At 53.9% G+C, this 14,710-nt stretch carries 13 protein-coding genes and 1 pseudogene; 2 read left to right on the forward strand and 12 right to left on the reverse strand.

Annotated elements, in window-relative coordinates; all coding sequences use genetic code 11:
• The 3 genes and pseudogenes from FHW66_RS15200 to FHW66_RS15210 form a co-directional block, all read right to left on the reverse strand.
• Positions 1–248, reverse strand: a pseudogene (locus FHW66_RS15200) (hypothetical protein); the annotation flags it as partial.
• Positions 249–417: 169 nt separating this feature from the next.
• Positions 418–2,718 carry an NADP-dependent malic enzyme gene (locus FHW66_RS15205; protein WP_183380669.1) on the reverse strand — a complete coding sequence of 767 codons (2,301 nt, stop codon included), beginning with the start codon at positions 2,716–2,718 and terminating at the stop codon, positions 418–420.
• 107 nt (positions 2,719–2,825) lie between these two features.
• On the reverse strand, positions 2,826–3,005 hold the full coding sequence (locus FHW66_RS15210; RefSeq protein WP_183380816.1) for a hypothetical protein: 180 nt from the start codon (positions 3,003–3,005) through the stop codon (positions 2,826–2,828).
• Between FHW66_RS15210 and FHW66_RS15215 the strand changes: the two genes are divergently transcribed.
• Positions 2,943–3,911, forward strand: coding sequence for a LysR substrate-binding domain-containing protein (locus tag FHW66_RS15215; RefSeq protein ID WP_183380670.1), 969 nt, complete (start codon positions 2,943–2,945; stop codon positions 3,909–3,911). The two genes, FHW66_RS15210 and FHW66_RS15215, sit on opposite strands and share 63 nt — an antisense overlap.
• Positions 3,912–4,189: 278 nt before the next feature.
• Here FHW66_RS15215 and FHW66_RS15220 read toward each other — a convergent pair whose 3' ends face one another.
• The 3 genes from FHW66_RS15220 to FHW66_RS15230 all read right to left on the reverse strand — a co-directional run bounded on the left by FHW66_RS15220 (position 4,190) and on the right by FHW66_RS15230 (position 6,050).
• Positions 4,190–4,978 (reverse strand): hypothetical protein, encoded by a 789-nt coding sequence (locus tag FHW66_RS15220; protein ID WP_183380671.1) that lies wholly within the window; start codon positions 4,976–4,978, stop codon positions 4,190–4,192.
• A gap of 101 nt (positions 4,979–5,079) precedes the next feature.
• Positions 5,080–5,535, reverse strand: coding sequence for a hypothetical protein (locus FHW66_RS15225; RefSeq protein ID WP_183380672.1), 456 nt, complete (start codon positions 5,533–5,535; stop codon positions 5,080–5,082).
• A gap of 2 nt (positions 5,536–5,537) precedes the next feature.
• Positions 5,538–6,050, reverse strand: a complete 513-nt coding sequence (locus FHW66_RS15230; protein ID WP_183380673.1) for a hypothetical protein — start codon at positions 6,048–6,050, stop codon at positions 5,538–5,540.
• A 1,077-nt stretch (positions 6,051–7,127) separates the two neighbouring features.
• Here FHW66_RS15230 and FHW66_RS15235 point away from each other — a divergent pair.
• Positions 7,128–9,062 carry a bifunctional diguanylate cyclase/phosphodiesterase gene (locus tag FHW66_RS15235; protein WP_183380674.1) on the forward strand — a complete coding sequence of 645 codons (1,935 nt, stop codon included), beginning with the start codon at positions 7,128–7,130 and terminating at the stop codon, positions 9,060–9,062.
• A gap of 26 nt (positions 9,063–9,088) precedes the next feature.
• Here FHW66_RS15235 and FHW66_RS15240 read toward each other — a convergent pair whose 3' ends face one another.
• The 6 genes from FHW66_RS15240 to FHW66_RS15265 form a co-directional block, all read right to left on the reverse strand.
• Positions 9,089–9,796, reverse strand: a complete 708-nt coding sequence (locus FHW66_RS15240; protein ID WP_183380675.1) for an aspartate/glutamate racemase family protein — start codon at positions 9,794–9,796, stop codon at positions 9,089–9,091.
• 30 nt (positions 9,797–9,826) lie between these two features.
• The gene (locus FHW66_RS15245) at positions 9,827–10,606 is read right to left on the reverse strand and encodes an ABC transporter ATP-binding protein (protein WP_183380676.1); all 780 of its coding nucleotides are present in this window, start codon (positions 10,604–10,606) and stop codon (positions 9,827–9,829) included.
• Positions 10,603–11,409 carry an ABC transporter ATP-binding protein gene (locus FHW66_RS15250; protein WP_221197019.1) on the reverse strand — a complete coding sequence of 269 codons (807 nt, stop codon included), beginning with the start codon at positions 11,407–11,409 and terminating at the stop codon, positions 10,603–10,605. Before FHW66_RS15250 ends, FHW66_RS15245 begins: the two co-directional genes overlap by 4 nt.
• A complete protein-coding gene (locus FHW66_RS15255) occupies positions 11,406–12,362 on the reverse strand; it encodes a branched-chain amino acid ABC transporter permease (RefSeq protein WP_183380677.1) in 957 nt (318 codons plus the stop codon). The genes FHW66_RS15250 and FHW66_RS15255 overlap by 4 nt, the downstream gene beginning before the upstream one ends.
• Before the next feature lie 58 nt (positions 12,363–12,420).
• Positions 12,421–13,287 carry a branched-chain amino acid ABC transporter permease gene (locus tag FHW66_RS15260; RefSeq protein WP_183380678.1) on the reverse strand — a complete coding sequence of 289 codons (867 nt, stop codon included), beginning with the start codon at positions 13,285–13,287 and terminating at the stop codon, positions 12,421–12,423.
• Between the two features lie 177 nt (positions 13,288–13,464).
• Entirely contained in the window at positions 13,465–14,643 is a 1,179-nt protein-coding gene (locus FHW66_RS15265) for an ABC transporter substrate-binding protein (protein WP_255459000.1), read from the reverse strand.
• Positions 14,644–14,710 lie beyond the last annotated feature (67 nt).

The following is a 14,710-nucleotide window of genomic DNA, read 5'->3' on the forward strand; positions in this document are numbered from 1 at the left end:
GGATAATCGTGACTACCCGCGTCCTTGGCTTGCAGATGAATGCCGTTGTGCCACATCAGGTGACTCGCAACCGGGAAGGTCCCGTCTTCTGCACCGGTGCCGCCAATCATGATGCTGGCAGTTGGGCACATGGCGTTTTCTGTGATCTCGTCGTCGCTTGGTCGGGGAGTCGCTGTGGATATCCCTTTAACGCGGAGTTGATCGTCTTCTTTGACGACCGGCAAAATGAATGGGGGACTGATGATCATCTGAACGCCTCCATGAAGTCTTCAATGAAAGCGTGTGATGCTAGTGGTCTTTTGTTGCGTTGGACGATGCTTACTGCAATTAGGTCTTCACTTTCGATTTAGTACGAGATGAAGATACCGGTTGCACGGTGTGAATCCACACCGTGCAATCTTCAGCGTGCGCTGCCGTTTAATTTCCCGATGAGGCCGGGCGGTTAGCATCAATCACGGTCAGTGCTGCCATGTTGATAATGCGGCGTACCGTGGAGCTCGATGTCAGGATATGCACCGGTGCATTCACCCCCAGCAGGAACGGACCCACCGCAACATTGCTACCAGCAGCAGTCTTGAGCAGGTTGTAGGCAATATTGCCAGCGTCCACATTGGGGCAGACCAGCAGATTGGCCGAACCCTTGAGGCGCGACGTTGGCAAAATCTTCAGGCGCAATGCTTCATCCAGTGCGCAGTCGCCATGCATTTCGCCATCCACTTCCAGCTGTGGTGCCTGCTGCGTGATCAACTGCAAGGCGCGACGCATCTTGGTACCGGATGCCGAGCTGGCCGAACCAAAGTTCGAGCGCGACAACAGCGCTGCCTTCGGCTCCAGATTCAGCCATGTCATTTCTTCGGCCGCGGCGATGGTGAATTCAGCAATCTGTTCCGCCGTCGGATCGTCATTGATATGCGTATCCACCAACGCGATGGTACGCGAATCCAGCAACAGGATATTCATTGCTGCGTAGGTATTGGCACCTGGCTTCTTGCCGATTACCTGATCGATGTAACGCAAATGGTCGTGATAGCCACCGACGGTGCCACAGATCATGCCGTCGGCGTCGCCCAGACGCACCATCATCGCGCCGATCAGGGTCAGGCGACGACGCATTTCCACGCGCGCCATTTCCTTGGTGATCCCTTCACGGGCCATCAAGTCCCAATAGGTAGTCCAGTATTGATGGAAGCGCTCATCGTAATCCGGGCTGGTGACTTCAACATCCTCTCCTAAACGCAGACGCAAACCGAACTTCTGGATTCGCGCCAGCAACACTTCTGGACGACCAACCAGAATCGGACGTGCCAGCTTCTCATCCACAATCACCTGCACTGCACGCAGCACGCGCTCGTCTTCGCCTTCGGTAAACACGATGCGCGATTTGCCACCGTCTCTGACCTTTTGCTTGGCCGCCGCAAACAAAGGCTTCATGAATGCGCCTGAGTGATAGACGAATTGTTGCAACTGTTCCGCGTAGGCATCCAGATCAGCGATCGGACGCGTTGCCACGCCACCTTCCATCGCCGCCTTGGCCACTGCCGGTGCAATGCGCACGATCAGGCGAGGGTCAAATGGCTTGGGGATGAAGTATTGCGGACCAAACGGGACATCGTAGCTGCCATAGGCTGCCGCGACGACATCGTTCTGCTCTTCCTCAGCCAGACCGGCAATCGCATAGACGGCGGCGATTTCCATTTCACGGGTGATGGTCGTTGCTCCGACGTCCAGCGCACCACGGAAGATGTAAGGGAAGCACAGCACATTGTTGACCTGGTTCGGAAAATCCGAGCGGCCAGTTGCCATCACCACGTCATCGCGCACTGCGAGTGCGACTTCAGGCAGAATCTCTGGCGTTGGATTGGCCAGCGCCAGAATCAGAGGATGTGCGGCCATGCTGGCCACATGTTCGGCCTTGAGCACGTTACCAGCCGACAGACCCAGGAAGACATCGGCACCTTTGATGGCATCGGCGAGCGTACGGGCATCGGTCTTGCGGGCAAAGCGCGCCTTGTCCGGGTCCATCAATGTGGTACGACCTTCGTAGACCACACCTTCGATATCGGTTGCGGTGATGTTTTCCAGACGCAGGCCCAGATCGAGCATCAGGTCCAGACACGCCAGCGCTGCCGCACCGGCACCCGAGGTCACGACCTTCACCTCGGAGATATCCTTGCCGACCACCTTCAAGCCATTGATGAAGGCTGCCGATACGGTGATTGCGGTACCGTGCTGATCGTCATGGAAAACAGGAATTTTCATGCGCTTGCGCAGTTCACGCTCCACCGTGAAGCACTCCGGCGCCTTGATATCTTCCAGATTCAAGCCACCAAAAGTCGCTTCCAGACCGGCGATGATGGTCACCAGCTTGTCGGGATCAGTCTCATTGATTTCGATATCGAACACATCGATACCCGCAAACTTCTTGAACAGTACTGCCTTACCTTCCATCACCGGCTTGGATGCCAGCGCGCCGATATTGCCCAGACCCAGCACTGCAGTACCGTTGGTGATCACACCGACCAGATTGCCGCGCCCGGTAAAGCGGAAAGCATTTAGCGGATCCGCCACGATCTCCTCGCAGGCAGCAGCTACACCCGGGGTGTACGCCAGCGACAGATCGCGCTGCGTCACCAGTGGTTTGCTGGCGTTGACAGCCAGTTTGCCCGGGGTCGGAAATTCGTGATAGTCCAATGCGGCTTGGCGTTCATTGATATTCATGGGTGCATCCTCCAGAAGAGTGCCGGGCTCGGCCCGATCGCGGTTTGGTGTCCAGTCTTGAATATTGATATTTGACAACTTTTTGATGGATTCAAGGCCGGCTAGTGTTAATCGTCAAAAAGCGTTATTGCAGTTGACTTGTCGCCAGTGTAAGCAGCAGCCATAAGAAGATTATTTTGATTTATTATGACTCCATCATTTTTTTCTAATGAAAGCATTGCCGGATGGATGGTTTTGATGCCAGCGAGCTGCAAAGAAGGCTCACCACGCGCCTGAAAATGCGGCACCTCATGTTGCTATTGCAAATCAGGCAACACGGTTCGCTCACACGGGTGGCCGAGCAAATGGCCAGCAGTCAGCCTGCCATTACCAATGCGCTCTCCGAGCTGGAAGCCATGTTCGGTGCCCCCTTGTTTGACCGTTCGGTACGCGGCATGGCACCGACCGCATTGGGTAAGGTGGTACTGGAGCGTGCCGGCGCGATGATGCAAGACCTCGGCCATCTGGTGCGCGACATGGAAACGCTGGCCTCCGGGCATGGTGCGCATTTGCACATTGGCGTCACGCCCTTCATCTCAGGTCAGATGCTCACCAGCGCGATCCAGCGCACACTGCCCGACGGTGATCGTCGCCTCACGGTAACGATTCACGAAGGCACGACCGACCAGTTACTGGCGCAACTCAACGACCATGCGCTCGATATCGTGCTCGGTCGTGCCTCGGCCACGATGGATACTGGCAAGGTCAACTGTGAAGTGCTCTATCACCAGCAACCGCGTCTGATTGCCAGCCGCCGACTGGCTGGGCAACTCGCCCGCATCCGCCTCGACTGGGCCAAAATGCGCGAGCTCGACTGGATTCTCGGCGCTCCCAACACCATCCTGCGCGAGCAGGTTGCCGCGATTTTTCTGGCGGCCGATGTGGTGCCACCGGCACCGATTGTAGAGAGTTATTCATCTAAACTGATCGGTGAAATGATCGTCGCCAACGAGCATGCCGTCTCGATTGTGCCAGCCGATATTGCAGAAGAACTGGTGCGTATTTCCGGCGTGGCGATCGTGCCGTATTCATTCCATTGGACGCTGCCACCGATTGCGTTATTTACACGCGCAGAAGGCGGCAACCGGACGGCTGAACAATTGTTTGCGGATGCGTTACGGCGGGTTTGTCGGGAGACTTATAAAGCGGGATGACAGTCGACAAATAGGGAGCTGAGTTGGAGTGTAGGGCATATCACCAGCAATGCCGGAACTTGATCCAAGATGGCTCTGTTCCGATGCGAATGTTGCACCATGTTGTAATGTACGGATTGCCAGATTGCCAGATCGTCGCAGGGCTTCTCAGAAATACAGAAGGGGATGCAACACAAGGTATCCGGGTACAGACCGCCCAAGTTCAGATTCATTGTGGGGATGTGTCTCAACTGGCTTCTATAGTTATGCTTTGGCTCTAGCATCACCGTTGCTTCTGCTCACCGCAAGTTCGGCTGGGAATTCCCGCCTGGTATTTCGACACCCAATGCTTTCAGAGCCTTCCAGGTCATGAAGCCTTGGCCGTTGAGATAACCATGTCTATTCAGAATGGCTGTCTCTGGTTCATTAAGCCCCTCATTTCTTGCATGCCATTGCTTCATAATTTCTGCAGCTAGTGCCGCTTCATCCCATTCAGCCTCACGAAATCTTCCAGAAGTAAAGTCAGTTGTCTCATCATTTGCAGCTAGTGCCGCTTCATTCCATTCAGCCTCACCAAATCTTCCAGCAGTAAAGTCAGTTGTCTCAACTGCCGTACCGTCCTCAATCCGTTCTCGATCGAGAATCGCGTCAATAAGCCACTGATTGCTATCAATCGGTACTGAAAAATCACGTTTGTGCTGAGTATTACTAGTGTTTGGCGCATTGGCAGTCGAACTCGCCACTTGAATTATGGTGTTATTGAATATTCTGTTGTTAATGATCGACTGACCGCGGCCGGAGGCGTTCAGATTCCCAACGTTGACAAAGTGATTATTGGATGGAGATGACACAAACATTTCTTTCTCCCAGGAAAAAGAAATGAATTCTACGGAGTCGTTTGTTATAAAGCCGATAAATTTCGCGCAGTGCAGATAGGTCGCGCCTACGCAGTCCGCACTGAATTTTAATTTGCGGAAGTGCATCGACGACAGCGTGGCGCCGGTCGTTTCCGACTCGTAGAACCATTCCAGTTGCCGCCGTGCCTCATCACGTAGCAACCCTGCTGACGCAATCGACTGGCCCATCATTTGATCGGCCAGTACGATGTCAATGGCGAGCTAGGGGGATGAGCAGATGGAATGGGCGGTTGACCAAGACCGTCCATACCTGCATGCGAAGCTACTCGAAACTACTCAAACGTAAAGCGAACATCCTTGATCACTTGCGTCGGCCCGAACCTGAAGTTACAGAGCCGAGCAACTTCCATCCCGTCTTTACTTTGCGGAACACAGCCGCCGATAATTTCTACTGTTGGCGTCCCCGCTGCTTTCGATAGCGGATGTTCTAAGGTCATTCCTGGTGGAATGGTGTGTTTGAGATGCACATCTTCGGAGAAGTCATCCGTCAAGGTAAAGATCAACGCCTTGTCAACGATCAGTGAATACAAATCATGTTCCAGCCCGACCGCCCGTGTCAGACACATCGACGCCGTGAAATTGCTGCCCGCTTGGATCTGGCATTCCGGCTTTGATTGCTGGGCTGAAGCGTCAGCAGGAGAAAGCAGGCACAAGGTAATCGCCAATGTGCTGCCAAGGGAAGCGTGTTTAATCATGGTTCGGATTTTTGATGAGGGAGCGTGCAGCATGCTTATTGGTTTTTACTCAACGTTTCAAAATCACTTCTAATTAATGTCAAAGCAGCTGCGCCATCTGTTTGATTAATACTCCATTTTTTACCGTCGCGTAAAACGGAAAGATGTACCACCTTGCCTCGTGTAACGACGACAGGGACGGTCAGATCTGAAGTCGACCAGTACGAGGGATTTGCGCGGATCTCAAATCCAGCAGTAATGAGGTGTATGCCATCCTGCAAATGCAGCTGAAATCTTCCCGCGGGATAAAAGCCTTTTATTTTGAACGTGCGATACAACGCAATAGGATTACCATCAATCGCATGTATCTGGATGTCTCCGTCAGTGGTGACAATGCCGATCTGATCAAATGGCTTGATATCACCTTCGTAGCCAAGAACGGCATACTGGGAATTGATTCCCCCCATCGCTGATGGGCCGTCAGTGTAGTCCATCTTGGGCGTGGCACAGCCGCTTAGCAAGAGTAATGATGCAGTAATCGCCGGGAAGAGAATTTTCTTTATCAACATGACTGTGTAGATATTTTAAATTGAAAAATATAAAACCTTATTTCTCGAATATTTGATTTTTAATCAGAATTAAAATAATGAATAACAGGGCAATAAATTCCAATCCCGTCGCCAAGCTACCCGGTATTTTTACTTGATTTCTGATAATCCATCAGTTCGAAAATTTAAGATTAATATTTGTTTAATGTTATGAATAAATAAAAGTCACGTAATGTATGTCATTTAGGTGCTTCAGCGCAATAGAAAAAGTCTTTCTGGAAATAATGAAAATGACTTAATAAATTGCCAATACCAGACCTGGTGCGCACCGATATGGAATGCTTGAGCATATCTACCCGATTCTGCATCGCATTCACTTCGCGCAGTGCAGATACGTAGCTCCTACGCAGTCTGCACTGAATTCTACTATGCGGAAATGGATCGACTACACTGTCGCGTCCGTCGTTTCCGACTCGTTCAACCATCCCACCTGCCGCCGTGCCTCATCGCCCAACAGTCCAGCAGAGACAATCGAGAGGCGCATCAATTGATCGGCCAGGACGATGCCAATGGCGGGAACAGCCTGGTCCTCGGTCTCGGCGTCTTCATTGGCTTCGCGTTCGAGCTGCTGGTATAGATCAGTTGTAGACAGGCTTGTATGCCGGTGGAGATATCGAACGTGGTTTCCAGCAAGTTGCCGTAGAGGCAGCCTTCGTGTGAGCCTTCTATCCGGTTTAGCGGCATAGCGCGCTGAATCCGCGTTTTTCAATACCTCGCCATACTCGATGCGGAGCATGGTTGCCGGAGGTAGAGACCAGTTGCTGCATACAACATGTCTTTTTTAGATCAATTGGATTCGCCAGAAAATGTATTTAAAACCCGTAGAATCAGCTTTTGGTAACGCATTTTTGTAGGGATGGTTTGATTTTCCTGTCGCTATCGTCGCTCTTTGTCTCGTAATTTTATGTTAAAGCTAAAATCACACGCCGTTTTTAAAAGATAATTGGTACGTTTTTGCTTGTTCAGCGCGATGTCCGTGATCAATCCTGGCTGTTGTCGTGGTAGTGCGGCTTTATTTACTTCTTACTCTTTACCATCTTGACCTCTGCTCATTCCGATCCGACGTTGCATCGTGCACAGCACCAGTTTGTTGCGCAGCAAATTCCCATTCTGTATGGCACATTGATCATCAATACCGCCGCACTCTGCTGGACCCATTACGATTGCGCACCTGTCTGGTTAAGCCTGTATTTGCCGCTCCTGTTTTGTATGCTTGCGCTGTATCGTGGCGTGTACTGGTTTCGTGTCTCGCGTAGTACGGCGCATTCGGATGAAAAAATCGCCAGGGATTTGCACCAGCTATTTGTCATGGGAGCAACTGCTGCAACGGCCTTTGCGCTATGGGCCTTTGCGCTTTTTCCCTATGGTGACGCGTATGCAAAGTGTCATGTCGCGTTTTACATCGGTATCACGCTGGCCGCCTGTTCGGTCTGCCTGATGAACTCGCGCGGACTCGCCATGATGGTGACCTTTATCGTCGCGATCCCCTTTACCTTATTTTTCCTGACCCGCGACCAACCGGTGTTGATGGCAATCGGGATCAATCTGTTGCTGGTGTGGCTGGCGCTGACGATTGTGCTGTTTGCGCATTATCGGAATTTCGCACAGATGGTGACCTCCATGCGTTCTCTCGGCTTGCAGAATGCCATGATGGACAAGCTGAGCAAGGAAAATCTTCGTCTGGCTAATCTGGATGTGCTCACCGGTCTGGCGAATCGACGTTCTTTTCAGGCGCTCATCAACCAGGAGCTGAAAAAGGGCACACCGGGCACTATTGTGATCGGGATCATCAATCTGGATGGCTTTAAAAGCGTCAACGATATCTATGGCCATGTGTTTGCGGATCAGGTGATTCAGATCATCGGCAACCGGCTGGCATCGTTGGTGACCCATGATTTCTTTGTTTCGCGGGTTGGTGGTGATGAGTTTGGTGTGCTCAATGTTGGTGCTGGTGTCGCCGACATCAAGCACATCGGCGAGAAAGTTAACGCCTTGATCACCGAGCCTTTGAACATCAATCAGGTATCGTTCAAAATTTCAGCAGCAATCGGTTTTGCGGTCAATGCGCATCTGGATGACGGCATCAAGAATGTCTATGACCGTGCCGAATATGCGTTGCGGCATTTAAAGAAAAATCGTAAAGGGAATGTTGCCATCTTCTCGCGCCAGCACGAAATCGACATGCAGCACCGCAATAATATTGAGCAATGCCTGCGGGAAGCAGATTGGGAGAGCGAGCTCTCAATGGTGTTTCAGCCGATCGTTGATATCACCACAAAGCGGGTCGTTGGCTTTGAGGCATTGGCACGATGGGAGAGTCCTATTCTTGGGGCGATTTCCCCAGCCAAATTTATCCCGATTGCTGAAACCAGCGGTCTGATTTGCAGCATTACCGGAGTGCTGCTGCATAAGGCGCTTCAGGCAGCCAGTCGTTGGCCTGCACAGTACTGGATCAGCTTTAATCTGTCAGTACACAATATTGCCTCGCAAGATGCTGCGCATCGCATCCTGAACATCGTCAGACAATATGACTTCCCGCCTGAACGCATTGAATTTGAAGTGACCGAGACGGCTTTCATCGACGATCTTCATCAGGCAAGGCAATCGATTCAGAAATTACGTGACTGGGGCGCCAGCATCGCGCTCGATGATTTCGGTACTGGTGGTTCGACCCTGAGTGCCGCGCAGCAATTACCGGTCAACAAAATCAAGATAGATCGTACCTTCGCCATCGCCACCGAGTTTGAGAGGGCTAACCATGCCATCGTGCGCAGCATGCTGACCTTGTGTGAAGATCTCGGTCTGAGTTGTGTGATTGAAGGTGTGGAAGACCTCGCCAAGGTACAGTTATTTGAAAAAATGGGATGTAAGCTGATTCAGGGTTATTTCTTCAGCCGCCCCTTATCGCAGCGTGAGATTGATCAAAATCTGGCAAACAATCATGGTGTCTTCACGTTGTCTGTCGTGTACTAGTTCTCCTCACTGCTCTTCACTGCTTCTCACCGATACACCTTCGGCAACGGGTAATCCCACTCGCCGCGCTTGCTGGTGCGTAATCCCAAGCGCACCATGCTCTCGGCAAAAGTGACCGCAGCGCTCACGCCATCAATCACCGGCACACCAAGCTCGGCGCTGATGGCCTGACACAGGTCAGCCATGCCGGCGCAGCCGAGGACGATGCAATCGACCTCATCTTCTTCCAGCGCGAGACGGCATTCCTGCACGATGGAGGCATAGGCTTGCGAGGCGGGGTTATCGAGTTCCAGTACTGCGATTTCGCAGGCGCGGATCTTGTTGCAGAAGCGTTCCATGCCATAGCGTTCGGCCAGATGGGCGGCAATCCCGCGGGTGCGGCCTAGCGTGGTGACGATGCTGAAATGACTGCCCACAAAGCTGGCTGCATGCATCGCGGATTCGGCAATGCCAAACACCGGGCCGCTGGCAATCTCACGTGCGGCAGTCAGGCCGGGGTCGCCAAAGCAGGCAATGATGTGGGCATCAGCACCGGCAGCTTCGGCGCGGCGGATTTCTTGCAGCAGCCCGGGCAGGCACATGGCTTCGTCGTAATGTCCCTCAATGGAGACCGGACCCGAGTGCGGATTGCAGGCCCAGATCTCGGTGCCAGGGGCAGCAACCTGGCGCGCACAGTCTGCGATCTTGGCCGTCATACTGGCGGTGGTGTTGGGATTGACGATGTTGATTTTCACGCGGGTTTCTCACTGTTTTGTAGTCGTTCTTCAGGCGCCCAGGTACAGGCGTTTGATATCGGGATGATCGAGCAGGCTGCGCGATGCGCCTTCCAGCTCAATACGGCCGGTGGCGAGAATGTAGGCATAGTGCGAAATCATCAGTGCCATGCGACTGTTCTGTTCGACCAGCATGATGGTGACGCCATCATCGCGATTGATCTCCAGAATCGTGCGGGCAATCTGCCGGATGAACTGTGGGGCAATGCCCAGCGACGGTTCGTCGAGCAGCAACAGACGTGGTTTGGCCATCAGCGCGCGCCCGATCGCCACCATTTGCTGTTCGCCGCCAGAGAGGCTCGATGCCTGCTGGCTAAAGCGTTCCTTCAGGCGCGGGAAGCGTGTCAGCACGCGCTCCAGATCGGCGGCAATGCCGCCCTTGTCGGCGCGGGTGTAAGCGCCCATGAGCAGGTTGTCCTTGATTGACATGAACGGAAACACATGGCGACCTTCCGGCACCATCGCTACACCCATTTCGACCAGCTTATGTGCCGGTGTGCCGGTAACATTGCTGCCGTTAAGCAGTACCTGACCTTGATGCACCGATGACAGCCCGGTAATGGCGCGCAGGGTGGAGGACTTGCCGGCGCCATTGGCACCGATCAATGCCACCACGCTACCGGTGTCGACGCGCAGACTGACATCCTGCAGCGCGCGTACCTGGCCGTAGTTCAGTGAAACCTGCTGCAGTTCCAGATGTGCAGGCGTTGCCGCTGGTGCTGGTGCTGCAATGGTATCTGCAGCAGTGTTGGTGTCGACGACGGTATTCATAGACCAATATCCTCATCTTCCTTGCCGAGATAAGCTTCAATCACTTGCTCGTTGTTGCGGATTTCTTCGGGGGTGCCTTCGGCGATTTTTTTGCCGAAGTAGAGTACGTGGATGGTGTCGGAAATCTTCATGACGGCCTTCATGTCATGCTCGACCAGCAGAATGGAGACACCGCTGGCGGCGATCTTGCGCGTCAGTTCCACGGCGCGGTCGGTTTCGTCCGGGTTGAGCCCGGCATAGGGTTCGTCTAGCAGCAATACTTTGGGGCTCGCGGCCATGCCCATGGCAATACCGAGTAGTCGCAGGTAGCCGTGCGGCAAGGTCTTGGCGACGCTGTCGGCGACACTGCCGAGATCCAGAAAGCGCAGAATTTCCAGTGCATCAGCGCGCATGCGTTCTTCATCTCGACGGGCGGCGGCAGTGCCACCAAAGACTTGCAGGTCATTGGCGCGGCGTGATAACTGGCGCGCCAGGGCGACGTGTTCAAGTGCACTTAGTTCAGGAAAGATGGTGGTTTCCTGAAACGTGCGTACCAGTCCGCGTGCGGAAATTTTATGTGGTGCCAGCCCGGTGATGTCTTCGCCAAACAGATGAACCTTACCCGTACTCGGTGCGCAAAATCCTGCCAGCATTTTGAAGAAGGTACTTTTACCCGCGCCGTTGGGGCCAATCACGGAGGTGACTTTGCCCGTTTCGGTGCCGAGCGAGAGTGAAATATCATCGTTGGCCAGCAGGCCGCCAAAGCGTTTGGATAAACCACTGGCTTGCAGGATGACGGTGCTCGATGGTGTGCTCGTCATCATTTGACGACTCCTTTGTCCTTGTGCAGCGGTAGCGACCACGACCAGCCACGCAATGCCATGAGGCCATTGGGTAGCGTCAGCATGACCACGATCATCAGCACGCCATAGATCAGTGATTGATATTGCTGGAAGTCTTGCAGCAACTCAAACAGGATCGTCAATGCGAAGGCACCGATCATGGCTCCGCTGACATAGTCGAGCCCGCCGAGGAAGCAATACAGCATGTAGTAAATGCTGTGCTCCACCGTGAAGCTTTGTGGATACACGCTTTGGGTGAACAGCGCGAAGTAACCGCCACCCAGACCACCGAGGCCGCAGGCAATCGCGAAGGCCATGATGCGATAGCGCCAGACATTGACGCCAAAGCTTTCGGCCAGATCTTCATTGAGGCGCATGGCGCGGAAGATGCCCCCGAGTCGCGAATAATGCACGCGCCACACCACTGCCAGCGCCAGTGCCAGCAAGGCCACGCCCACGTAATACAGTGGTAGCGGCGAGTCGGTCGCAAACGCTTGCGGCAAACCGGTGATGCCTTTTGCGCCTTGGGTCAACTCGCCGCCGTTGAGAAACGCCAGTCGAATCGCTTCGGTCAGACAGATCGTCAGCATCGAAAAATAGATACCCTTGAGCTTCAGGATCACGCTGCCGATCAGCGCACCGCAGAGCGCTGCCACGACGCACGATAGCGGCAGTGCCAGCCAGACATTGAAGCCAGCCTTCATGATCAGGATCGCGCTGACATAGGCACCGATCAGCGCAAAGCCAGCCTGACAGATATTGATACGACCAATACAGAAGGTCAGCCAGACACCACTGGCAATGACAGCCACACCGGCACAGTTCATCAGCACCGAGATCAGGTAGCGTGATTGGCCCAGCAAGAGTGGCAGCAATAGTAGCGCCACCAGAATGATCAGAATCGTGGAGAAATCACGACGTTGTTCTTGTTTCATGGAGCCTCGCAAAAGCAGGGAACAAGCAGAGAAAGAGAGGATGACAGCATGGTTGACCTTAGCCCCAGGGCTTGCCAAACAAGCCGTTGGGCTTAAAGACCAGGAACACGATCATGGCGACGAAGATCAGCAGATAGGTCATGCTGCTGGGTAGCAGTTCATAGCCAACCGCTTCGGCCATGCCGAGCACAAAGCCACCCACAATCGCACCCGAGGTCACACCGGCGCCACCGATCATGATCATGATGAAGGCCTTGGTCGAGATATTGGTACCGACACCGGTGTTGACGCCATACAGCGTCACCAGCAGCGCACCGGCGATACCGGCCAGACCAGCGCCGATGGCAAAACCGAGCGTGGTGATGAACTTGACGTTTACGCCCTGCAGTAGCGCAGCTTCTTTGTCTTGCGCCACGGCGCGCAAAGCGCGACCCGGTTTGGTAAATTGCACAAACAGCAGCAGCGCAATGATGAAGCCGATCGACAGCAGCGCCACCAACAGATTGGAGTAGGGCAGATAGGCGTCGCCGTCGTTGAGCATGAGCACACCGTCAATCAGAGGCGGTACGCCGCGCTGCTTTTCGCCGAAGACGGAGAGCGCCACATTTTCTAGCAGCAAGGCGGTACCGACTGCCATGAGCATGCTGCTTTCTTCCCGTTTGGAGGTCGTCAGCACCGGCTGAAACAGCCAGCGGTTAAAGGCCATGCCGATCACGCCCAGCGTGATGCCGGCCATTAGCAGAGCGAGCCAGAACGGCAGGCCGTATTGGCCATACAGGTAATACATGACGAAGCCACCGAGCATGTACATTTGTCCATGCGCGAAATTGACCACGCGCATGATGCTGAAAACCATAGTCAGTCCCAGCGCAATAAGCGCATAGGCTGAGCCGAGGATGAGACCGTTGATAAGGATTTGTAGCATGGCGAGTAGCGCGTCCGTTTGTCATCCAGAGTGAAATCAAAAAGCCATTGCCCGAGCCAGAAGGGAGAGCCAGCCCGGGCAATGGGGACTACCTGCTGCCACGAGGACAGCATTGACAACAACCGCCGCACGGAGGGAGTCGCTTGGCGGGTACAACACTGCACGTTACAACTACATTCAGTTAGTGACCTGACCGACGTAGACGGCTTCAAAACCACCCTTGGCATAAGCATTGACGACCAGCGGCACGCCGACTTGCGACTGGCGACCAAAGTCTTGCTTGCCGACGAATTGCAGCGTGGTCTTGTCCTTCACAAACGGATTGGTCATCTTGAAGGTCGGCATTTCCTTGCGGAACTGGTCGACATCGCTGAGTGCCTTCGGATTCTTTTGCAGTACTGCCAAAATCAGCTCCAGCGCGTAGGCCTTGGTACCGGCTTCGTCATTCCATTCGCCGACGCGCTTCTTGTAGACCTCGACAAACTGCTTCATGTAGTCCGACTGGATCGCTGGCGTTGAAGCGCCACCGACCGACAGGAACCCAGCTGCCTTGTCACCGGCGACCTGTTCAAGAATCTTGGCGTCTTGTCCGGTTTCGGTCGAAAGTTGACCCTTGAAGCCGAGATCACGTGCGGCCTTGATCAGCAGTGGCGCATCTGACGGTGCCACACCTGAGAGCACGATTGCATCTGGTTTGGCGCGTACCAGCTTGGACATGATCGGCATGAAGTCGGTGGTGCCTGGCTCGTAGCTTTCCTTGTCGGCAAGCACCTTCAGGCCCAGCTTCTTGGCGGCGGCAACACCTTCTTCCTGCTGGTTCTTGGCGTCCGATTCATTGCGTGCCACGAAGGAGATGCTCTTCACGCCTTTCTTGTCCATCAGATATTTGTAGACCACCGGGCCGACCTGATATGAGGCCACCATGCCCAGTACCGAGGCGTTGGCGGGAGCGGTGTAGAGCTCCTTGGAGAAGGCATACGGAAAGTTGATCGCCTTGGCACGTTCCATCACTGGCTTGACGGCGATGGCAGTGGTGTCGATGTTGGGGCCGATGATGTACTTGATCCCTTCGCTGGCCAGCTTTTCGGCGTTTGAGATGGAGATCTTGGGATCATTCTTGTCATCGAGTGCGACGATTTCGATCTTGTACTTCTTGCCGCCGATATCGACACCGCCCTTGGCGTTGTACATCTCTGCAGTGGTTTCGGCACAGTACTTGTTGACCAGACCCCACGAGGCAGCAGCGCCCGACATGACGCCGTTGACGCCAATCTTGAGGACGGCATCGTCTGCATGTGCCAGCGGCATGCTGCCAAACATGGCGAAGGTGAGGGCGGCCAGAGTTTTCAGGGACATACGCTTGTTCATCATTACTCCTGGTTGAGAATTTGCACAGATAACAATTTGGTAAAGAGTGGCTCTT

Source organism: Herbaspirillum sp. Sphag64 (assembly GCF_014192645.1).
Taxonomy (GTDB): Bacteria; Pseudomonadota; Gammaproteobacteria; order Burkholderiales; family Burkholderiaceae_D; genus Herbaspirillum.